This window comes from Pseudomonas alloputida (assembly GCF_021283545.2).
Classification (GTDB): Bacteria; Pseudomonadota; Gammaproteobacteria; order Pseudomonadales; family Pseudomonadaceae; genus Aquipseudomonas; species Aquipseudomonas alloputida.
The window spans coordinates 1,715,618-1,735,725 of record NZ_CP128540.1 but is presented as its reverse complement, the minus strand read 5'-3'; the positions used below and the strand labels follow the sequence as shown (position 1 = coordinate 1,735,725).

Annotated in this window: 22 protein-coding genes and 1 tRNA gene; 11 read left to right on the top strand and 12 right to left on the bottom strand. The window is 61.5% G+C overall.

Features of this window, described 5'->3' with window-relative positions:
• Nucleotides 1–18 precede the first annotated feature (18 nt).
• From flgD to LU682_RS08040, 5 genes are all read right to left on the bottom strand, one after another.
• Nucleotides 19–720 (bottom strand): flagellar hook assembly protein FlgD, encoded by a 702-nt coding sequence (gene flgD, locus LU682_RS08060; protein ID WP_003254468.1) that lies wholly within the window; start codon nucleotides 718–720, stop codon nucleotides 19–21.
• A 12-nt stretch (nucleotides 721–732) separates the two neighbouring features.
• Complete coding sequence (gene flgC / locus LU682_RS08055; protein ID WP_003254469.1) at nucleotides 733–1,176, bottom strand: flagellar basal body rod protein FlgC; 444 nt, start codon at nucleotides 1,174–1,176, stop codon at nucleotides 733–735.
• Between the two features lie 2 nt (nucleotides 1,177–1,178).
• Nucleotides 1,179–1,589, bottom strand: a complete 411-nt coding sequence (flgB, locus tag LU682_RS08050) for a flagellar basal body rod protein FlgB (protein WP_010955103.1) — start codon at nucleotides 1,587–1,589, stop codon at nucleotides 1,179–1,181.
• Nucleotides 1,590–1,910: 321 nt separating this feature from the next.
• Nucleotides 1,911–2,738, bottom strand: a complete 828-nt coding sequence (gene cheR, locus LU682_RS08045; RefSeq protein ID WP_004575768.1) for a protein-glutamate O-methyltransferase CheR — start codon at nucleotides 2,736–2,738, stop codon at nucleotides 1,911–1,913.
• 52 nt (nucleotides 2,739–2,790) lie between these two features.
• Nucleotides 2,791–3,720 (bottom strand): chemotaxis protein CheV, encoded by a 930-nt coding sequence (locus LU682_RS08040; RefSeq protein WP_010955104.1) that lies wholly within the window; start codon nucleotides 3,718–3,720, stop codon nucleotides 2,791–2,793.
• A gap of 77 nt (nucleotides 3,721–3,797) precedes the next feature.
• Here LU682_RS08040 and flgA point away from each other — a divergent pair, with 77 nt between their 5' ends.
• The 4 genes from flgA to LU682_RS08020 all read left to right on the top strand — a co-directional run bounded on the left by flgA (nucleotide 3,798) and on the right by LU682_RS08020 (nucleotide 6,369).
• Nucleotides 3,798–4,550: a flagellar basal body P-ring formation chaperone FlgA gene (gene flgA / locus LU682_RS08035; RefSeq protein WP_012051593.1), complete on the top strand. Its 753-nt coding sequence runs from the start codon at nucleotides 3,798–3,800 to the stop codon at nucleotides 4,548–4,550.
• A 164-nt stretch (nucleotides 4,551–4,714) separates the two neighbouring features.
• Nucleotides 4,715–5,029 carry a flagellar biosynthesis anti-sigma factor FlgM gene (flgM, locus tag LU682_RS08030; RefSeq protein WP_003254479.1) on the top strand — a complete coding sequence of 105 codons (315 nt, stop codon included), beginning with the start codon at nucleotides 4,715–4,717 and terminating at the stop codon, nucleotides 5,027–5,029.
• Nucleotides 5,030–5,078: 49 nt separating this feature from the next.
• Nucleotides 5,079–5,546, top strand: a complete 468-nt coding sequence (locus LU682_RS08025; protein WP_010955106.1) for a flagella synthesis protein FlgN — start codon at nucleotides 5,079–5,081, stop codon at nucleotides 5,544–5,546.
• A 79-nt stretch (nucleotides 5,547–5,625) separates the two neighbouring features.
• Nucleotides 5,626–6,369: a flagellar brake protein gene (locus tag LU682_RS08020; RefSeq protein ID WP_010955107.1), complete on the top strand. Its 744-nt coding sequence runs from the start codon at nucleotides 5,626–5,628 to the stop codon at nucleotides 6,367–6,369.
• A 93-nt stretch (nucleotides 6,370–6,462) separates the two neighbouring features.
• On the opposite strand, the gene LU682_RS08015 is transcribed toward LU682_RS08020, so the two are convergent.
• The 3 genes from LU682_RS08015 to bkdR all read right to left on the bottom strand — a co-directional run bounded on the left by LU682_RS08015 (nucleotide 6,463) and on the right by bkdR (nucleotide 9,884).
• Nucleotides 6,463–7,797, bottom strand: coding sequence for an MFS transporter (locus tag LU682_RS08015; RefSeq protein ID WP_010955108.1), 1,335 nt, complete (start codon nucleotides 7,795–7,797; stop codon nucleotides 6,463–6,465).
• A 131-nt stretch (nucleotides 7,798–7,928) separates the two neighbouring features.
• Nucleotides 7,929–9,170, bottom strand: coding sequence for a glutamine synthetase family protein (locus LU682_RS08010; protein WP_010955109.1), 1,242 nt, complete (start codon nucleotides 9,168–9,170; stop codon nucleotides 7,929–7,931).
• 228 nt (nucleotides 9,171–9,398) lie between these two features.
• Nucleotides 9,399–9,884 (bottom strand): Bkd operon transcriptional regulator BkdR, encoded by a 486-nt coding sequence (gene bkdR / locus LU682_RS08005; RefSeq protein ID WP_003254485.1) that lies wholly within the window; start codon nucleotides 9,882–9,884, stop codon nucleotides 9,399–9,401.
• A 198-nt stretch (nucleotides 9,885–10,082) separates the two neighbouring features.
• Here bkdR and LU682_RS08000 point away from each other — a divergent pair, with 198 nt between their 5' ends.
• Genes LU682_RS08000 through lpdA form a run of 4 tightly spaced genes read left to right on the top strand, consistent with a single transcriptional unit; the run spans nucleotide 10,083 to nucleotide 15,029 of the window.
• Nucleotides 10,083–11,315 carry a 3-methyl-2-oxobutanoate dehydrogenase (2-methylpropanoyl-transferring) subunit alpha gene (locus LU682_RS08000; RefSeq protein ID WP_010955110.1) on the top strand — a complete coding sequence of 411 codons (1,233 nt, stop codon included), beginning with the start codon at nucleotides 10,083–10,085 and terminating at the stop codon, nucleotides 11,313–11,315.
• 1 nt (nucleotide 11,316) lies between these two features.
• Nucleotides 11,317–12,375 carry an alpha-ketoacid dehydrogenase subunit beta gene (locus tag LU682_RS07995; RefSeq protein WP_012051588.1) on the top strand — a complete coding sequence of 353 codons (1,059 nt, stop codon included), beginning with the start codon at nucleotides 11,317–11,319 and terminating at the stop codon, nucleotides 12,373–12,375.
• A complete protein-coding gene (locus LU682_RS07990; RefSeq protein WP_010955112.1) occupies nucleotides 12,376–13,647 on the top strand; it encodes a dihydrolipoamide acetyltransferase family protein in 1,272 nt (423 codons plus the stop codon). It begins immediately after the preceding gene.
• A 2-nt stretch (nucleotides 13,648–13,649) separates the two neighbouring features.
• Nucleotides 13,650–15,029: a dihydrolipoyl dehydrogenase gene (gene lpdA, locus LU682_RS07985; protein ID WP_010955113.1), complete on the top strand. Its 1,380-nt coding sequence runs from the start codon at nucleotides 13,650–13,652 to the stop codon at nucleotides 15,027–15,029.
• Nucleotides 15,030–15,140: 111 nt separating this feature from the next.
• Here the strand turns inward: lpdA and LU682_RS07980 are convergent, their stop codons facing one another.
• Complete coding sequence (locus LU682_RS07980; RefSeq protein WP_010955114.1) at nucleotides 15,141–16,139, bottom strand: sensor domain-containing diguanylate cyclase; 999 nt, start codon at nucleotides 16,137–16,139, stop codon at nucleotides 15,141–15,143.
• 215 nt (nucleotides 16,140–16,354) lie between these two features.
• Here LU682_RS07980 and LU682_RS07975 point away from each other — a divergent pair, with 215 nt between their 5' ends.
• Complete coding sequence (locus LU682_RS07975; RefSeq protein WP_010955115.1) at nucleotides 16,355–16,882, top strand: hypothetical protein; 528 nt, start codon at nucleotides 16,355–16,357, stop codon at nucleotides 16,880–16,882.
• A 304-nt stretch (nucleotides 16,883–17,186) separates the two neighbouring features.
• A complete protein-coding gene (locus LU682_RS07970; protein WP_010955116.1) occupies nucleotides 17,187–18,569 on the top strand; it encodes an amino acid permease in 1,383 nt (460 codons plus the stop codon).
• Nucleotides 18,570–18,650: 81 nt separating this feature from the next.
• Here the strand turns inward: LU682_RS07970 and LU682_RS07965 are convergent.
• The 3 genes from LU682_RS07965 to LU682_RS07955 form a co-directional block, all read right to left on the bottom strand.
• Nucleotides 18,651–18,727, bottom strand: a tRNA-Arg gene (locus LU682_RS07965).
• A gap of 110 nt (nucleotides 18,728–18,837) precedes the next feature.
• Nucleotides 18,838–19,431 (bottom strand): phosphonate metabolism protein/1,5-bisphosphokinase (PRPP-forming) PhnN, encoded by a 594-nt coding sequence (gene phnN, locus LU682_RS07960; RefSeq protein ID WP_049587030.1) that lies wholly within the window; start codon nucleotides 19,429–19,431, stop codon nucleotides 18,838–18,840.
• A 5-nt stretch (nucleotides 19,432–19,436) separates the two neighbouring features.
• Entirely contained in the window at nucleotides 19,437–19,706 is a 270-nt protein-coding gene (locus tag LU682_RS07955) for a hypothetical protein (RefSeq protein WP_061405701.1), read from the bottom strand.
• Between the two features lie 69 nt (nucleotides 19,707–19,775).
• On the opposite strand from LU682_RS07955, the gene LU682_RS07950 reads away from it, so the two are divergent.
• Nucleotides 19,776–20,102, top strand: coding sequence for an Arc family DNA-binding protein (locus LU682_RS07950; RefSeq protein WP_003254499.1), 327 nt, complete (start codon nucleotides 19,776–19,778; stop codon nucleotides 20,100–20,102).
• Nucleotides 20,103–20,108 lie beyond the last annotated feature (6 nt).

Here is a 20,108-nt window from a genome sequence, read left to right as displayed (position 1 = left end):
TGTCGTTTTGCTCAGGCCCTAGATGCCGATGCTTTGGATTTTGGAAAGCGCAACACTGCCCAGCCCGGCCAGGTTGAGCGTCATCTCCGAACCGTTGCTACCCATGGTCACACTGGTAACCGAGGCCGGCAGGTTGGTGGTCATGGCCGTGGCCTTGCCATCGATCGAGGCGGTGGCCTTGAAGGTGTAGGTCCCGGCGGCCGCGACTTCACCGTCATCGTTCAGGCCATCCCAGGTAAAGTCGATGCTGCCAGACTTCTGGGTACCGAGTTCGATGGTGCGCACCAGCTTGTCGTCCTTGTCGTAGATCCCCACCGAGGTGGAGGTACTGGACGACGTCAGGTTGACCGAGCCCTTCATGTCCTTGCTGGTATCGACCACAGCCTTGTCGGTCTGGACAATGACATTGCGCCCGACCAGCGAGGAGGCCTGCAAGGCCTGGGAAGATTGCAGCCCGGCCGCGATGTAGGTCACAGCGTCGTTCAGCGACTGCATGCTTTCCAGGCTGCTGAACTGCGCCAACTGGGCCACGAACTCGCCGTTTTCCTGCGGGTCGAGCGGGTTCTGGTTCTGCATCTGGGTGACCAGCAACTGCAGGAACGCGTCCTTGCCCAGCGCGCTGCCGGCGGCGCCGGTAGAGCTGTCAGTCTTGGACGTCTGCTTCTGCAGCGAGGTCAGGTATGCGCTGCCGACGTCTGTAGTGGAATTGGTGGTGGTCATGTCGGCTTCCTATCACTGCCCCAGGGTCAGCACTTTCTGCATCATGTTCTTGGCCGTGTTCATCAGTTCAGCGTTGGTCTGAAACGCGCGGCTGGCGGAGATCATGTCAGCCATCTCCTCGACCACATTGACGTTCGGGTAGTAGACGTAGCCGTCCTTGTTCGCCGCCGGGTGGTTCGGCTCGTAGCGTGCTTCAAGGGTGCTCTGGTCTTCGACGATGCCTTTTACCTGCACGCCCTGCCCTGCCTCGCCCTGGTCTTCGAACAGCGACTGGCTGCTACCGGCCTGCGCATTCTGGAAGGTGGTGGCGAACACCGGGTGGCGGGCGCGGTACGTCTGGTCGATGCTCGAAGACACGGTCTCGGCGTTGGCGATGTTGGACGCCACGGTGTTCAGACGCGTGTTCTGTGCGCTCATGCCGCTACCGGCAATGTTGAAGACACTGGAAAGGGACATGGTCATTCTCCCCGCAGGGCGGAAACCAGCCCTTTGAATTTACTGTTGAGCAAGGTGAAGCTGGCCTGGAAGCCAATCGCGTTTTCCGTGTAGTTCGATTGTTCGATCTGCGCATCCACGGTGTTCTGGTCGATCGACGGCTGCAGCGGCGTGCGGTACTTGAGGGTTTCATCGGCCATGGCCAGGCCCTCAGCTTCGATGTGCCGGCTGTTGGTCCGGTCAAGGTTGAAGCGGCCGCCGCTCTGCTGCTTGTCGCTTTCGGCTGCGAGCACCGAGGCGAAGTCCATGTCACGGGCCTTGTAGTTGGGCGTGTCGGCGTTGGCGATGTTGTTGGCCAGCACTTCAGCGCGCTGGGCGCGGAAGCCCAGTGCTTTTTCGTGAATACCAAGCGCCTTGTCGAAGCTGATGCTCATGTCAGGGAAACCTTCAGAGGTTGACCGGAATTTCGTTGAGCAAGGCATAGCAAGGGCTGTGCCAACCACTGGAAAGCCCGTATTTATGGGGTTTTGCGGCGCGGTACTGTCAGATTGATGCCAGAAAAGCGGCAAAGGCCTTCCGCCTGAGGTGACAAAAGCGGCAATTGATGGGCGGCAAAAGCGGCAAAACAAAAAATTGACGTCAGTGTTTTCCTGGGCCGGCCTCTTCGCGGGTAAACCCGCTCCTACGGGGAGCTCGGCAGGAACAGCGGATAGGCATACAAAAAGGCCGGCATCTCTCGATACCGGCCTTCGTGCTTACTTGGCCTGGTAGATGATCCCCGGGCTGCACTGCACCATCTGGTAATGGTCCGGCAAGCCGTTCAGCGCTTCCGAGGCGCCGAGGAACAGGTAGCCACCGGGCTTGAGGGTACTGTGAATGCGCAGCAGGATGTCCTTCTTCACCTGCGCCGAGAAATAGATCAGCACATTGCGACAAAACACGATGTCGAACTTGCCCAGACTGGCATAGCTGTCGAGCAGGTTGAACGAGCGGAACTCGACACGGCTGCGAATCGCCGGCTTGACCGCCCAACGCCCCGGCCCCTTTGGATCGAAGTAGCGCTGCAGGCGTTCCTGGGACAGGCCGCGGGCAATCGCCAGGCTGTCGTATTCGCCGGTCTTGCAGTTGGTCAGCATGGTGCCGGAGAGATCGGTGGCGACGATCTGCGCCCCCATCTTCAACTGGCCGAGGTTGCTGCGCTCGAACTCGTCGATCGCCATTGAAATGGAATACGGCTCCTGCCCCGACGAACAGGCCGCCGACCACATGCGCAGGCGCTGGCCGGGGTTGTTGCGGATGAACTCGGGGATCACCTTGTTCTTCAACACCTCGAACGGGTAGGTGTCGCGAAACCACAGGGTCTCGTTGGTGGTCATGGCATCGACCACCTGCTCGCGCAAACCGCCGCGCGGCTGGGCCTGAATGCGCTGCACCAGCTCACCCAGGCTCTTGATGCCCTGTTGTTCCATCAGCTTGTTGAGACGGCTGGAAACCAGGTACTGCTTATTCTCGCCCAGCAGGATGCCACAGGCTTTCTCCAGGAAGACCCGGAACTGTTCGAAATCCAAATTACCCGTAGACACTACTGCCGCCTCTTTTCAATCACTGGTGCCGGAGGGCATGCCCCCGGCTGCTTCAATGCGCTGCCTTGATCCGGTCGACCACCCGCTGGGCCAGGTCATCCGGCTTGAACTTGGCCAGGAAGTCATCGGCACCGACCTTCTTGACCATTGCCTGGTTGAACACCCCGGAAAGCGAAGTATGCAGGCAGATGTGCAATTTTTGCATGCGCGGATCGCTGCGAATCTCTGCGGTTAGCGTATAACCGTCCATTTCCGGCATTTCAATGTCCGAGATCATCATCAGGAACTCTTCTTCCGGCTTTTTGCCCTCATCCACCAGCTGACGCAGGTAGTTCAGAGCCTGACGGCCATCATTGAGCGCCACCACCTCGACCCCTACGGTCTGCAGGCAACGGCTGACCTGCTTGCGCGCCACCGACGAGTCATCGACGGTCAGCACCCGCATCAACACCGCCTTGTCCTGCACTTCGGCATCGATCACACCGGCCGATACCGACTCGGACGACGGCGACACTTCGGCCAGCACCTTCTCCACGTCGATGATCTCGACCATGCGGTTGTCCACCCGGGTGACAGCGGTCAGGTAGTGATCACGGCCGGTACCCTTGGGTGGCGGATGGATCTCTTCCCAGTTCATGTTGACGATGCGCTCCACCGAATGCACCAGGAAGCCTTGGGTCTTGGTGTTGTACTCGGTGATGATCACGAAGCTGTTGCGTGTGTCTTCCTGCAACGGCCGCAACCCGGTGGCCATCGACAAGTCGAGGATCGGGATGGTCGCCCCGCGAATATTGGCAACGCCACGCACCACAGGGTGCGCCTTGGGCAGCAGGGTCAGCGCAGGGCATTGCAGTACTTCCCTGACCTTGAACACATTGATGCCGTAAAGCTGTTCGCCATTGAGGCGGAACAGCAGCAATTCCAGGCGATTCTGCCCCACCAGCTGCGTGCGCTGGTTGACCGAATCCATAACACCCGCCATGCCAGACTCCTTAACGTTTCAGCCTTTCGTTGCAACTCAGGTAGCGAGTCGGCACGGGCTTTGCTTTTTTGAGTGTCATGCACACGAAAACGACATTTTCCCGACGATTGACACGCCTGCTGACTGGCCCGCTGGCCACGCTGTGCCTGCTGATGCCCGGCGTTCGCACGGTGGCGAACGCGTTCACCTTGCCTGAACAGCTTATCGGTGTCACCCAAGGGTTTCTTGAATTCACCGTTGAAGATTATCTGTCCACCACCCAGACTGCCGGCCGCTATGAAATCCAGGTCAACCCGCTGGACCCACGCCTGCGCATGCCGTTGTGCAGCCAGCAGCTGGACGCCTCACTGGAAAGCCCGGCCCAGCCGCTGGGCCGTGTGACGGTACGGATACGCTGCAACGGCGCAGCACCGTGGACGGTATTCGTGCCGGCCACCGTGCGACTTTTCCGCGACGTGGTGGTGGTGACCCGCCCGCTCAAGCGCGACAACACGGTCGGCGAAGGTGACGTGGCCCTGCGCGAGCGCGATGTCGGCACCCTGGGCCAGGGCTTTCTGACCGAGCTGGACCAGGCGGTGGGCATGAAGATGCTGCGCCCCACGGTGATCGACCAGGTGCTCACCCCGCAACATCTGGAACAGGCCGAGGTGGTGCGCAAGGGTGACCAGGTGGTGATCATTGCCCGCAGTGGCAGCCTGAGTGTGCGCATGCCGGGCGAAGCCTTGAGCAAGGGCGGCCTGAGCGAGCAGATTCGGGTACGCAACCTCAATTCCAAACGCGTGGTCAAGGCCAGGGTGACCGGCCCGGGCCAGGTCGAGGTCAGTATGTAGGCTAGCCACCAGATTGCGCTGGCAGTGAGGAACCGCTTTTCCTAAACTGTGTCAGAACACGGGTTCGCGGGCTTGCCGACAGGCGGCAATGCATTTGTGCCTAAAGTTTATATCGGGTTGGCCGAAAACAAGGCAAGCGTCCAAATACCCAGAGGTTTCTGATCATGGTCATCGACTTCAGTCGTTTGAATAACTCTCCGTCCGTCACGGGCGGCGTGCGCGGCAACACCGCGTCCGGCAGCGCCGAAAAACCGGCAGCCAGCCAGGAAGCGGTGAAAGACACCAGCGCCAGCGGAGAGGCGGTACACCTCAGCCAAGAGGCACAGCAGTTGCAGAAGATCAGCGACAAGCTGCGCGACGAGCCCGTGGTCAACAGCGCCCGTGTGGCCCAGTTGAAGCAGGCGATCGCCGACGGCAGCTACCAGGTCGATGCCGGCCGGGTCGCCAGCAAACTGCTTGATTTCGAAGCCCAGCGCTGACCGTACGGCGCGCTGACTTCACGGACGCCAGAAAAGCCAAGAGTTAGCCATGCACGACACCACCTTGCTGCAACTGATCGAAGATGACATTGCCCCGATGCAGGAATTGCTCGACCTTCTGCACAAGGAAGCAATCGCCCTGCATGGCCGCGACATGCCGCTGCTGGAGCAAATCCTGGCGCGCAAGCAGTCGTTGATCATCTTGCTCGAGCAGCATGGCCAGCGCCGCAGCCAATTGCTCGGCAGCCTGGGCCTGAGTGCCGACCGCACCGGTGTGCAGGCTGTAGCTGCGCAGTCACCCCATGGTGATGTGATGCTGCAGCGGCTCGACATGTTGTCGCAACTGATGGACGACTGCCAGCAGGTCAACCAGACCAATGGCCGGATCATCCAGGTGCAGCAACACGTCACCAACAACCAGATCCGCATCCTTCAGGGCGGCGATTCGCCTTCGCTCTACGATAGCCGTGGCAGCACCTCGCCGCTGGCCAAGCCGCGCGCGCTCAGCCAAGTGTGATTTTTCTATCAAGGCACAGAACATAGTGGCAAAATGCCGTTACTTGCGTGTGTCGCTTTTGCCTGGAGAACAATAAGCTGTGTTCAATGAATCCGATGCCCCGCAACCACCCAAGGTGTTGAGCACCCCCTTGGAGATTGCGGCCAACTTGCGGCAGCTGCAGGAAAGCCACGACCCCCTGATCATCACCTTCCACGACCGCAGCCATCGCTTCCAGAGCTATGTGGTGCACGTGGACCGCGAAAGCAACACCCTGGCACTGGATGAGATGATCCCCCGTGACGGCGAGAAATTCATCGAGAACGGCGAGCACTTCCGTGTCGAAGGCTTCCACGATGGTGTACGCATCGCCTGGGAATGCGATCACGCGCTGAAAATCAGCGAAGTCGACGGCCACCGCTGCTACAGCGGCCCCCTGCCGCAAGAGGTGACCTACCACCAGCGCCGCAACGCCTTCCGCGCCGCGCTGAAGCTATCGCAGCTGGTCGACATCATCCTTGACGGTGCTCACCTCAAGGGCAACGGCGCCATGCGAGGCAAGCTGCTGGATATCTCGGCCACCGGCTGCAAACTGCGCTTCGAAGGCAATGTCGAAGACCGCTTGCAACTGGGCCAGGTGTATGAGCGCTTCAAGGCGGGCAACCCACTGGGCCTGGTGGACACCATGGTCGAGCTGCGTCATCTGCACTATGAAGAGCGCATCAACACCACCTTTGCCGGCGTGCGTTTCCACAACCTGAGCGGGCAGGCGCAGCGCAAGATCGAGAGTTTCGTGTACCAGCTGCAGCGTGAGGCGCGGCGGTTCGACAAGGACGATTATTGATCGTCGGTCGGTAAAACAGAAAACGCCACCTGCTGAGGTGGCGTTTTCATTTGTGTTTCTGCTGGGCTGGCCGCTTCGCGGGTAAACCCGCTCCTACACCGACTTGCTGACCTCTTCAGGCGCCTGTTGCTGCGCGCCCTTCTCTTCATCCTCGGTGTCTTCAGCCGCCACCGGCGCCTGCATCACGTCCTGCACCGTCTGCTCATCCACCCGCGGGTCCAGCGCCGCCGACAATGGCGAACCGGCCGCCGGCATCGCCACGTGGCCCAGCGGTGCATCCTGTACCTGATGCAGGCCGGTAACCGCTTTCGGCCGAATGCGCCAGACCAGCACCAGGGCAAAGAATACGAAGAAGGCATACAGCATCTGCGCGCCCAGCACTTTCATCAGAACGCCTGCCGCCAGCGGGCCGACGCATGCACCCACACCGTAGGTCACCAACAGCATCGCCGTCAGCGATACCCGGCGCTCGCTTTCCACGTGGTCATTGGAAAAGGCAACCGCCAGCGGGTACAAGCAGAACTGCAGCAACGAGATCAGGAAGCCGATACCGAACAGCAACTCCAGCGGCACACTGGGCAGTATTGCCAATGGCGCAGCCGCCAGCGCCAGCCCCACTGCCACACTCCGAATCAGCACCGCCCGGTCATAACGGTCAGACAACCAGCCCAGCGGCCACTGCACCAGCAGGCCGGCAAAAATGCAGCTACCCATGAACAGACCGATCTGCTCGGTACTCATCCCCTGGCTTGACGCATACAAAGGCGCCAGACCGTAGAACGAGCCGACAATCAGCCCCGAGCCCAACACCGTACTGAGCGACTGCGGCACGCGCTTGATGAAGAACTTCGGCTCCATCGGTGCCGGGCGCAAGGGCGCCGGGTGAATACGCCGGGTCATCGCCACGGGCACCAGGCACAGGGCAAAGCACATCGCCACCAACATCAGCAGCTCAGGGCCGAGCTGCGGGTGCACCACCAGAATCAACTGGCCAAGCACCAGCCCCAGGTACGAGGCAATCATGTAGCCGCTGAACACCGCGCCCCGGTGCTTCACATCGGCCTGCTCATTGAGCCAGCTCTCGATGACCATGTATTGGCACATCATCCCCAGGCCGACGATCACGCGCAGCCCGACCCAGGCCGGCAGCCAGCTGGTCAGGCCATGACCGAGCACCGCAGCGCCGACGATACCGGCACAGGTGGCATAGGCGCGTATGTGCCCTACCCGTCCGATCAGCCGGTGGCCAACCTTGCCGCCAACCGCCAGACCAAAGTAGTTGGCCGCCATCAACGCACCCACCCACAGGCTGTCGACATGGTCGGCAGCCAGGCGCAGGGCCAGGTAGGTGCTGAGCAGGCCCGAGCCGATCAACATCATCAGCGCGGCGAAATACAACGACTGAAACGGCTTCCATACATTTCGCATACGTCCCGTGGAGCTCCCTGGTCAGGTGGCAGTTTTGGGTGCTAGCAGCATAAAGGCAAAAACCGCCTGGCGCAGGCCCCCGACAGCTAATTGGCACTGCGGGGGCGTGCCCGGTGCAGGTTGTGTCGCGCTCAGGCCTGTGCCGCCAGGACCCGACGCTCCCACGGTGTGATCTCGTCGAAGAAATCGCTCAGCTCAAGGGTCTTGCTGGCAATGTAGCCTTCGATGAACTCGCTGCCGAACAGTTCCCGCGCCAGCGTGCTGCGCTTGAGCCTTTCAAGGGCCGCGTGCAGCGTGCACGGCAGGCTCAGGTGCTCGGGCACTTCGAATTCGCCCTGGATGGCCGGCGATGGCTGCAAGCGCTGCTCGATGCCATGCAGCCCGGCGGCCAGGCTGGCTGCAATGGCCAGGTAGGGGTTGGCATCGGCGCCAGGCAGGCGGTTTTCCACCCGTCGCGCGACCGGCGCACTGGCCGGAATGCGCAAGCCAGCGGCGCGATTGTCCTCGGACCAGCACGCATTGTTCGGCGAGGCATAGGGGTGGCACAGGCGCTGGTAGGAGTTGACGTTGGGTGCAAACAGGGCGGTGAAGTCGGCCATGCACGCCTGCAACCCGCCGATGAAATGGTGGAAGGTTTCTGTCGGCAGGCCTTGCTCGTCACTGAATACGTTACGGCCGCTGCCGGCCTCGACCAGGCTCTGGTGAATGTGCATGGAACTGCCGGGCGTACGCGCCAGCGGCTTGGCCATGCAGACCACGGTCAGCCCGTGCTTGAGCGCCACTTCCTTGAGCAGGTGCTTGAACAGGAAGGTCTGGTCGGCCAACAGCAGCGGGTCGCCGTGCAGCAGGTTGATCTCGAACTGGCTGACACCCATTTCGTGCATGAAGGTGTCACGTGGCAGGCCGAGCGCGGCCATGCAGTGGTACACCTCCTTGAAGAACGGGCGCAGGCCGTTGTTGGAACTGACACTGAACGCCGAATGGCCCAGCTCGCGGCGGCCATCGCTGCCTACAGGCGGCAGGAACGGTTGCTGCGGGTCGGTGTTGGGGGCAAAGACGAAGAACTCCAGCTCGGTTGCCACTACCGGCGCCAGGCCCAGTGCCGCATAGCGGGCTATCACGGCCTTCAGCTGGCCCCGTGTGGACAGTGCCGAGGGCCGGCCATCCAGCTCGTTGGCATCACAGATGGCCAAGGCGCGGCCGTCATCGCTCCAGGGCAGGCGGTGGACCTGACTGGGTTCGGCCACCAGTGCCAGGTCGCCGTCGTCACTGCCGTAGAATTTCGCTGGTGGATAACCGCCCATGATGCATTGCAGCAGCACGCCCCGGGCCATCTGCAGACGACGGCCTTCGAGGAAGCCTTCGGCGGTCATCACCTTGCCGCGCGGAACGCCGTTGAGGTCGGGGGTGACGCATTCGATTTCGTCGATGCCCTGGAGCTGAGCAGTGCTCATGACGCTTGTCCTTGTTGTTGTAGGCTGACAACAACATAGGCTGCGGGTGTTCAAAATATCAAGCAGCCTATTGGGTGGCTGTGCCGGCCTCTTCGCGGGTGAACCCGCGCCTACAGGTGGATGCGATCCTTGTGCCGGCGCCGCCCCCTACTCCCGCAAGGTCATGCCATTGGCCGGCAACGGCAACGCCGTCTTGTAGCGCACCTGCTTCAGGGCAAAACTCGAGCGAATATTGGCTACCCCTGGCAAGCGCGTCAGGTAATCGAGAAACCGCTCCAGCGCCTGGATGCTCGGCAGCAGCACCCGCAGCAGGTAATCCGGATCGCCGGTCATCAGGTAGCACTCCATCACCTCAGGCCGCTCGGCGATCTCTTCTTCAAAGCGATGCAACGACTGCTCCACCTGTTTTTCCAGGCTGACATGGATAAACACATTCACATCCAGCCCCAGCACCTCAGGCGACAGCAAGGTCACCTGCTGGCGAATCACCCCCAGCTCTTCCATGGCCCGCACCCGATTGAAACAAGGCGTGGGCGACAGGTTCACCGAGCGTGCCAGCTCGGCATTGGTGATGCGGGCGTTCTCTTGCAGGCTGTTGAGAATGCCGATATCAGTACGATCGAGTTTGCGCATAAGACAAAATCACCGGTTTTTTGTGTTTATGCGGAATGTTTATCTGCCCTGCTCAGCAAAGGCAATCAACTTGAGAGAAAAATTCTCCTGCCGTGCCACTAAGATGTAGGTGACGCTGACTTACCAGTCACAAGCCGGTACTCAGCGGCGGCCGCTTCAGAGCTCACAAAAACAAATACCCGAGCGAGCGTAAAAAGCATGAACGAGTACGCCCCCCTGCGTTTGCATGTGCCCGAGCCCACCGGCCGGCCAGGCTGCCAGACCGATTTTTCCTACCTGCGCCTCAACGATGCAGGTCAAGCCCGTAAACCCGCGATCGATGTCGATGCTGCCGACACTGCCGACCTGTCCTACAGCCTGGTCCGCGTGCTCGACGAGCAAGGCGATGCGCAAGGCCCCTGGGCCGAAGACATCGACCCGCAGATCCTCCGTCAAGGCATGCGCGCCATGCTCAAGACGCGGATCTTCGACAGCCGCATGGTGGTTGCCCAGCGCCAGAAGAAGATGTCCTTCTACATGCAAAGCCTGGGCGAAGAAGCCATCGGCAGCGGCCAGGCGCTGGCGCTGAACCGCACCGACATGTGCTTCCCGACCTACCGCCAGCAAAGCATCCTGATGGCCCGCGACGTGTCGCTGGTCGAGATGATCTGCCAACTGCTGTCCAACGAGCGCGACCCCCTCAAGGGCCGCCAGTTGCCGATCATGTATTCGGTGCGCGAAGCCGGCTTCTTCACCATCAGCGGCAACCTGGCGACCCAGTTCGTGCAGGCGGTCGGCTGGGCCATGGCATCGGCGATCAAGGGCGATACCAAGATCGCCTCGGCATGGATCGGTGACGGCGCTACTGCCGAGTCGGACTTCCACACCGCCCTTACCTTTGCCCACGTATACCGCGCCCCGGTCATCCTCAACGTGGTCAACAACCAATGGGCCATTTCCACCTTCCAGGCCATCGCCGGTGGCGAGTCGACCACCTTTGCCGGCCGTGGCGTGGGTTGCGGTATTGCTTCGCTGCGGGTTGACGGCAACGACTTCGTCGCCGTGTACGCTGCCTCGCGCTGGGCGGCCGAGCGCGCCCGCCGCGGCCTGGGCCCAAGCCTGATCGAGTGGGTCACCTACCGTGCCGGCCCGCACTCGACGTCGGACGACCCCTCCAAGTACCGCCCTGCCGACGACTGGAGCCACTTCCCGCTGGGTGACCCGATCGCCCGCCTGAAGCAGCACCTGATCAAGATCGGCCACTGGTCCGAGGAAGAACACCAGGCCGTCACGGCCGAGCTCGAAGCTGCGGTGATTGCCGCACAGAAAGAAGCCGAGCAGTACGGCACCCTGGCCAACGGGCACATCCCGAGCGCCGCCTCGATGTTCGAGGATGTGTACAAGGAAATGCCCGACCACCTGCGCCGTCAACGCCAGGAACTGGGGGTTTGAGATGAACGACCACAACAACAGCATCAACCCGGAAACCGCCATGGCCACCACTACCATGACCATGATCCAGGCCCTGCGCTCGGCCATGGATGTCATGCTTGAGCGCGACGACAATGTGGTGGTGTACGGCCAGGACGTCGGTTACTTCGGCGGCGTGTTCCGCTGCACCGAAGGCCTGCAGAACAAGTACGGCAAATCGCGCGTGTTCGACGCGCCCATCTCCGAGAGCGGCATCGTCGGTACCGCCGTGGGCATGGGTGCCTATGGCCTGCGCCCGGTGGTGGAGATCCAGTTCGCCGACTACTTCTACCCGGCCTCCGACCAGATCGTCTCCGAGCTGGCCCGCCTGCGTTACCGTTCGGCCGGCGAGTTCATTGCCCCGCTGACCCTGCGCATGCCTTGCGGCGGCGGCATCTATGGCGGCCAGACTCACAGCCAGAGCCCGGAAGCGATGTTCACCCAGGTGTGCGGCCTGCGCACCGTGATGCCGTCCAACCCTTATGACGCCAAAGGCCTGTTGATTGCCTCGATCGAATGCGACGACCCGGTAATCTTCCTGGAGCCCAAACGCCTGTACAACGGCCCGTTCGATGGCCACCACGACCGCCCTGTAACCCCGTGGTCGAAGCACCCGCACAGCGCCGTGCCCGACGGTTATTACACCGTACCGCTGGACAAGGCCGCCATTACCCGCCCTGGCAATGACGTGACCGTGCTGACCTACGGCACCACGGTGTACGTGGCCCAGGTGGCCGCCGAAGAAAGCGGCGTCGATGCCGAAGTGATCGACCTGCGCAGCCTGTGGCCGCTGGACCTGGACACTATCGTCGAGTCGGTGAAAAAGACCGGCCGTTGCGTGGTGGTGCACGAGGCCACCCGCACCTGCGGCTTCGGTGCCGAGCTGGTGTCGCTGGTGCAGGAGCACTGCTTCCACCACCTGGAGGCGCCGATCGAACGCGTCACCGGCTGGGACACCCCCTACCCTCACGCACAGGAATGGGCTTACTTCCCAGGCCCTTCGCGGGTAGGTGCGGCACTGAAAAAGGTCATGGAGGTCTGAATGGGCACGCACGTCATCAAGATGCCGGACATTGGCGAAGGCATCGCGCAGGTCGAGTTGGTGGAATGGTTCGTCAAGGTCGGCGACATCATCGCCGAGGACCAGGTGGTGGCCGACGTCATGACCGACAAGGCCACCGTGGAAATCCCCTCGCCGGTCAGCGGCAAGGTGTTGGCCCTGGGTGGCCAGCCCGGGGAAGTGATGGCGGTCGGTAGCGAACTGATCCGCATCGAAGTGGAAGGCAGCGGCAACCATGTGGATGTGCCTCAGCCAAAACCGGTAGAGGCCCCGGCTGCCCCCATTGCAGCCAAGCCGGAACCGCAGAAAGACGTAAAACCCGCCGTGTACCAGGCGCCCGCCAACCACGAAGCTGCGCCCATCGTGCCGCGCCAGCCGGGCGACAAGCCGCTGGCCTCGCCTGCCGTGCGCAAACGCGCCCTGGACGCCGGTATCGAACTGCGTTATGTGCATGGTAGCGGCCCGGCCGGGCGTATTCTGCACGAAGACCTCGATGCCTTCATGAGCAAGCCGCAAAGCAATGCCGGGCAAGCACCTGATGGTTATGCCAAGCGCACCGACAGCGAGCAGGTGCCAGTGATCGGCCTGCGCCGCAAGATTGCCCAGCGCATGCAGGACGCCAAACGCCGGGTCGCGCACTTCAGTTATGTCGAGGAAATCGACGTCACCGCCCTGGAGGCCCTGCGCCAGCAACTCAACAGCAAGCACGGCGACAGCCGGGGCAAGCTGACCTTGCTGCCATTCCTGGTACGCGCCCTGGTCGTGGCGCTGCGTGACTTCCCGCAGATCAACGCGACCTACGATGACGAAGCGCAGATCATCACCCGCCATGGCGCGGTGCATGTGGGCATTGCCACCCAAGGTGACAACGGCCTGATGGTGCCCGTGCTGCGCCACGCCGAAGCGGGCAGCCTGTGGGCCAATGCCGGCGAGATTTCGCGCCTGGCCAACGCTGCACGTAACAACAAGGCCAGCCGTGAAGAGCTGTCCGGCTCGACCATCACCCTGACCAGCCTTGGCGCCCTGGGTGGCATTGTCAGCACGCCGGTGGTCAACACCCCGGAAGTGGCAATCGTCGGGGTCAACCGCATGGTCGAACGGCCAGTGGTGATCGACGGCCAGATCGTCGTGCGCAAGATGATGAACCTGTCCAGCTCGTTCGACCACCGCGTGGTCGATGGCATGGATGCCGCCCTGTTCATCCAGGCCGTACGTGGCCTGCTCGAACAACCCGCCTGCCTGTTCGTGGAGTGAGCATGCAACAGATTATCCAGACTACCCTGTTGATCATCGGCGGCGGCCCTGGCGGCTATGTAGCAGCCATCCGCGCCGGGCAACTGGGCATTCCTACCGTACTGGTGGAAGGCCAGGCACTGGGCGGCACCTGCCTGAACATCGGCTGCATCCCGTCCAAGGCGCTGATCCACGTGGCCGAGCAGTTTCACCAGGCCTCGCGCTTTACCGAACCCTCGCCGCTGGGCATCAGCGTGGCTTCGCCGCGCCTGGACATCGGCCAGAGCGTCACCTGGAAGGACGGCATTGTCGACCGCCTGACCACAGGTGTTGCCGCCCTGCTGAAAAAGCACGGGGTGAAAGTGGTGCATGGTTGGGCCAAGGTACTGGACGGCAAGCAGGTCGAGGTCGATGGCCAGCGTATCCAGTGCGAGCATCTGTTGCTGGCGACCGGTTCCAGCAGTGTCGAACTGCCTATGCTGCCGCTGGGTGGCCCGGTGATTTCCTCGACCGAAGCCCTGGCGCCGAAAACCCTGCCGCAACACCTGGTGGTGGTCGGCGGTGGCTATATCGGCCTGGAGCTGGGCATTGCCTATCGCAAGCTGGGTGCACAGGTGAGTGTGGTGGAAGCGCGGGAGCGCATCCTGCCGACCTACGACAGCGAATTGACCGCCCCGGTGGCCGAGTCGCTGAAGAAACTGGGCATAGCGTTGCACCTGGGCCACAGCGTCGAGGGCTACGAAAATGGCTGCCTGCTGGCCAGCGACGGCAAGGGTGGGCAACTGCGCCTTGAGGCCGACCAGGTACTGGTGGCCGTGGGACGCCGGCCACGCACCAAGGGCTTCAACCTGGAATGCCTGGACCTGAAGATGAACGGCGCCGCCATTGCCATCGACGAGCGCTGTCACACCAGCATGCACAACGTCTGGGCCATCGGCGACGTCGCTGGCGAACCGATGCTGGCGCACCGGGCCATGGCCCAGGGCGAGATGGTCGCCGAAATCATCGCCGGCAAGGCCCGACGCTTTGAACCGACAGCGATTGCCGCCGTGTGCTTTACCGACCCGGAAGTGGTGGTGGTCGGCAAGACCCCGGAACAAGCCAGCCAGCAGGGCCTGGACTGCATCGTCGCGCAGTTCCCGTTTGCCGCCAATGGCCGGGCCATGAGCCTGGAATCGAAAAGCGGTTTCGTGCGGGTGGTGGCGCGCCGTGACAACCACCTGATCGTGGGTTGGCAGGCGGTTGGCGTGGCGGTCTCCGAGCTATCCACCGCGTTTGCCCAATCGCTGGAGATGGGCGCGTGCCTGGAAGATGTGGCCGGTACCATTCATGCCCACCCAACGCTCGGTGAAGCGGTACAGGAAGCCGCACTGCGCGCCCTGGGCCACGCCTTGCATATCTGACACTGAAGCGGCCGAGGCCGATTTGGCCCGCTGCGCCGAGAGGCGCTGCGGGTCTTTTTTCATTCAGGCCATCTAAGCCTCCAGAGAACCGCACACTCTTTGAGGGGCTAGCTACTCGGCAATTGCGTTCTTGCCTGTCCCCTTGGCCCTGTAGAGCGCCTTGTCGGCACGCGCCAGCAGCGCGTGCTGGTCCTCCCCTTCCCGCCATTGCACCACGCCATAGCTCATGGTCAGCCGGCAGTCACCCACCGGCTCCACCTGCTCCAGCACCTGACGCAAGCGCGCCGCCACATCCAGCGCCTCCCCCAGCGCGGTCTGCGGCAGCACGATGACGAACTCGTCACCGCCCCAGCGCGCCAGCAGGTCCAGTTCGCGCAAGCAGGTGCGCAGGCTTTCGGCCACCCGGACCAGCGCCGCATCGCCACGGGCGTGACCGTAGCGGTCGTTGATCGGCTTGAAATCATCCATGTCCATGGCAATCAGCGACAACGGCTGGCGGAAGCGCTGGGCGCGCTGGCACTCCAGCTGCAACGCGCTCTCCAGCCGGTAACGGTTGGCGACACGGGTCAACGCATCGCGTTCGGCCAATTCACGGTTCTCGTCCAGTTGCCGCTGCAACTGCTGGTTCACCCAGGACAACTCACGGGTGCGTTCGGCCACCTGAAACTCCAGCGACTGGTTCTTCTGTTCCAGTTGAGACACCAAACGCTTGCCAGCGTCGATATTGCGATGCGCACCCAGCATGCGTGCCACGGAACCGTCCTCGTTATGCGCGATGATGTAGCCGCTGTCTTCGATCCAGATGTAGCTGCCGTCCTGACAACGGCAACGGTATTCAATGCGGTAGCGCTCGTTGCGATGATTGATGTAGGCCTCGAAATGGGCCATTACCCGTGGATAGTCTTCGGGATGGATCACGCTTTCCCAGGTAAATACCGAGTTGGCCATGGAGTGGCTGGCATAACCCAGCATGCTGTACCAGCCCGGGTTGCGATAGACGTAACCCGTATTGGCATTCCAGTCCCAGATGCCATCGCTGATCAAATCGAACAAGGTGTGCAATTGCTGTTCACTGAAGCCGGCAGGTACCGGCCTGGTGTCTTGACTCATGGACGCTCTCCCTGATGCCCAGCAACTGCGCTCCGATCAAGGGGCTGCCGACAGTGGTGTTGATTGCCGCGAGCGGCAAGATGATGCCTATCACGGGCAAGCATATGCCCACCCACGTGCAACCGAAATAGTGCCAACGCCCTGATTTCGACCGGCACAGCGCTGGCATGGATTTTGCGCTTGGTACCTGCCAACGAGATTTCCAAGGAGGAAACATGATAATCGCCCCTAACGGCGTCAGCTGGCAGCCCACGCTCCACCAGCCTCGGTACACCAGCGATGAGCAGACAGTGGCCCAGATTGCACCGCTGCGCACGCCAATATCCACCGCCAACACGGCGAGCCAACATCAGAGCGGGGGCAGCACCGCTCAGCAAAACGCAGAGGATGCTCGTGCAGAAGCCTTTGCCAAGTTCAAGGTGATGCTGCAAAACCTAGGTTCTGCGACCACCGAGACGATCATCGGAGAACCCCTGCCGCCCAAGACTGCCCGGCAGGAATTTCACGACTTCATGTCCAAGTCGCCCGGCGAGATGATCAAGGAAAAACTGCTGCGTGAAATCGGCTTGACCGAAGAAGAGTACGACGCCCTGCCGCCCGAAATGAAAGCAAAGGTCGACGAGTTGATCGCCCAGCGCATGAAAGAAGACATCGAGCGCAAGATCGAGGAGAAAGCGCAAGAGCAGGTCGCCAAGGTGGACGGCGGCCTGGATGAAGAGCAACAAGCAGCACGCCCGGTATGAGGGTGTGGCAGCGGCCGGTAAGAATAGCGCCGCGGTTCGTCCAAGGCGCCCCAGCCTGATCGTCGTCCGGTGGCGTCGACGTTCAGGTGGTGCATGGCTTCGTCAACTGCAACGCTACCGGCGCCATCACCGGTCTCAGGAAAAATCGGCAGGATGTTGTGCAGAGAATTCGTTTGAGGTCCTTGGCCTTATTGTCCAGGGTGGCAGGCTGGTAGCTATTTGCCACGCGTGGACGCAGGCGCATGACGATGCCTGCGTAGGGGAACGATGTCGGATCCCCCCTAAAATAAGAGAGGACAAGGAAATGCAATCACACGGTTTGAAGCAAAGCCTCAAGCAGCGGCATATCACCATGATCGCGCTGGGTGGGGTGATCGGTGCAGGGCTGTTCATGGGCTCGGGCTCACTGATCGCATCGGCAGGGCCCGCGGCCATACTGTCGTATTTCATTGGTGGCCTGGTGGTCACCCTGGTCATGTTCATGCTGGGCGAAATGGCCTGCCGCAACCCGGATGCAGGGTCGTTCTCGACCTACGCCAACACCTACCTCGGCGACTGGGCTGGGTTTGCGGTCGGCTGGCTGTACTGGTTCAAGTCGATGATGACCATCACCCTGGAAGCGGTACTGCTGGGCGCCATCCTGCATGACTTCCTGCCCTGGCTACCGATCTGGGCAGGCGCCTTCCTGATGCTGGTGACACTCATGGCCAGCAACGCCTACTCGGTGCGTTCGTTTGCCGAAGTAGAGTATTGGCTGGCCGCGATGAAGGTCGCCACCATCCTTATCTTCATGCTGCTGGGCGTCTCGATCCTGCTCGGCCTGCACAGTGATATTCCCGCCCCAGGCCTGATCAACCTCACCGCCCATGACGGCTTCATGCCCAACGGCCTGTCACCGGTGATGGCCGGCGTTATCGTGGTGATTTTCTCCCTGGGCGGCAGCGAAATTGCCGCTGTGGCCGCGGGTGAATCAGAGAACCCCCGACAGAACGTGATCCGCGCGATCAAGAGCGTGATCCTGCGGGTGATGCTGTTCTATGTAGGTTCCGTGTCGATCCTGATCCTTTGCCTGCCCTGGACCGACAAGGCCAACCTGGCCTCGCCCTATGTTTCACTGTTCAGCCTGGCCGGGTTCGGTGGTGCGGCAGTGGCCATGAAACTGGTGCTGTTCGTCTCGTTCATGTCAGTGATGAACTCGTTCATGTTCTCCAACTCACGCATGCTGTTCTCGCTGAGCCAGCGCGGTCACGCACCCAAGCTGTTCTCACGCACCAGTGCCAAGGGCGTACCGATCAATGCACTGCTGCTGAGCCTGTCGATCTGCACGATGATCCTGACCGTGCACTTTGTCAGTGGCGGCGACCTGTTCATGACCTTGGCCAAGAGTACCGGCAGCCTGGTCATGGTCGTATGGATCTTCATCATCATCGCCCACGTGGCCATGCGCATCAAAACCCGCCACGAAGCGGTCGCCCCAAACGCCTTCCGTGCCTGGCTGTTCCCCTACACCAATATCATTGCGCTGTTCGCCTTGCTGGCAGTCATCGGCACCCAGGCGTTCGACCCGGCATCGCGTTTCCAATTCTGGTTCACGGTGCTGACGGTACTGCTGGTGGTGGCGGGGTACTTCCTGATGCGCCAGCGGCTGGCGTCAAGCGCGGTGTTAGCCCACGAACGTGATGCATGACAGCGCTGGCCACGCGCAGGTGCTGTCAACAGCAGCATGGCGGCAACGAAGACGACGGAGACAAGATGGGAATGACGAGAATGGCGTCCCAGGCAGGAATTGAACCTGCAACCTTCCCCTTAGGAGGGGGATGCTCTATCCAATTGAGCTACTGAGACGCTACGACCGGCAGCGAGCGCTGCACAGCGGGATGGCCAGCATGTTAACCAGCATGCTGGCGTTTGTCATGCCTGAACTGGGCTTTTTCGCGTAATCCTTTTCTGCGCTGCTATCCCCGCGGTAGTACGCCCTGATCGCGAAGCAGCGAAACGAATGCGGCGACCGCCGCCTCCAGTGTGGAAGAATTATCCAGCACATGCACCGACGGGTCGGCTGCAGCTTGCAAGCGTGCGCTGCGCGCCAGGCGCTGTTCCACTTCTTCTGCGCTTTCCCGCCCCCGGGCCAGCAAGCGCTGGCGCAGCACCTCAGGCTTGACCTCGACCAACACGGCCAACAAATCCGGATAGCGCTGACGGGCCTCTGGCAGATAAGCCCGCGAGCCATTCACCAGCACTGCCCTCCCCGCCGCCAACCACTGGTCCACCTGCCGGGGTATGCCATAGTCTAGGCCATTGGCCCGCCAGTGCATGGCAAACGCACCCTGCGCACGCAAGGTATCAAAATGCTCAGGCGTGACCCCTTGGGCAGCTTCGCCCTTGGCTTCGGCCGAACGGGTGATGACCCGGCGGGCAATTTCTACCCCGGCGGCGGCCAGTTGCTCACGCGACGCGTCGATCAGGGAATCTTTCCCGGAACCCGACGGCCCAACCAGAAATATCAACCGGCCCGTCCCTGATCGGCGGTCGCTTGCGTCATGTTGCATAGCCACTATGCTCTATAGAGGGAACCGGCGCATTCTAGGGCTTTTCTGGGCATTTTTCTGCGTTTTACCGATTGTTGACGGCAAAAGACTGACGGCCAGGCTAGCCAGAGCATGTAAAACTTTTCAAACCAGTGCTCATTTCTGATAATTGGTACTGGCATAAAGCCTTTATCCGGATCACTATTTGTCACATAATTGACGCCAAGCAAACGGCGACCATGAGGCAAGATGAGCATCCATTTTTCACTGGCGGTTGAACATTTTGTCGTCGCCACGGTCGTACTTCCATCCCGTGCGGCCAATTTGAGAACCGCTTCCCCTGAACCAAACTCTGGTCAATTTATATGCGCCCAATGAAACAGGCTATTTATTCGAGCCGCACTGCTGACAAGTTCGTCGTCCGCCTGCCTGACGGAATGCGTGAGCGCATTGCCGAGGTAGCACGCAACCACCACCGCAGCATGAACTCCGAGATCATTGCACGCCTGGAACAGAGCCTTATCCAGGAAGGTGCGCTGGGTGACGAACTGAGCATGCGCCTGGACAGCCCTGAACTGTCCCTGCATGAGCGCGAGTTGCTGCAGCGTTTCCGCCAACTGTCCCACCGCCAGCAGAACGCCTTGGTCGCCCTCATCGCTCACGATGTGGAAATGGCCGCAGACGCCTCCTGAGGGCTG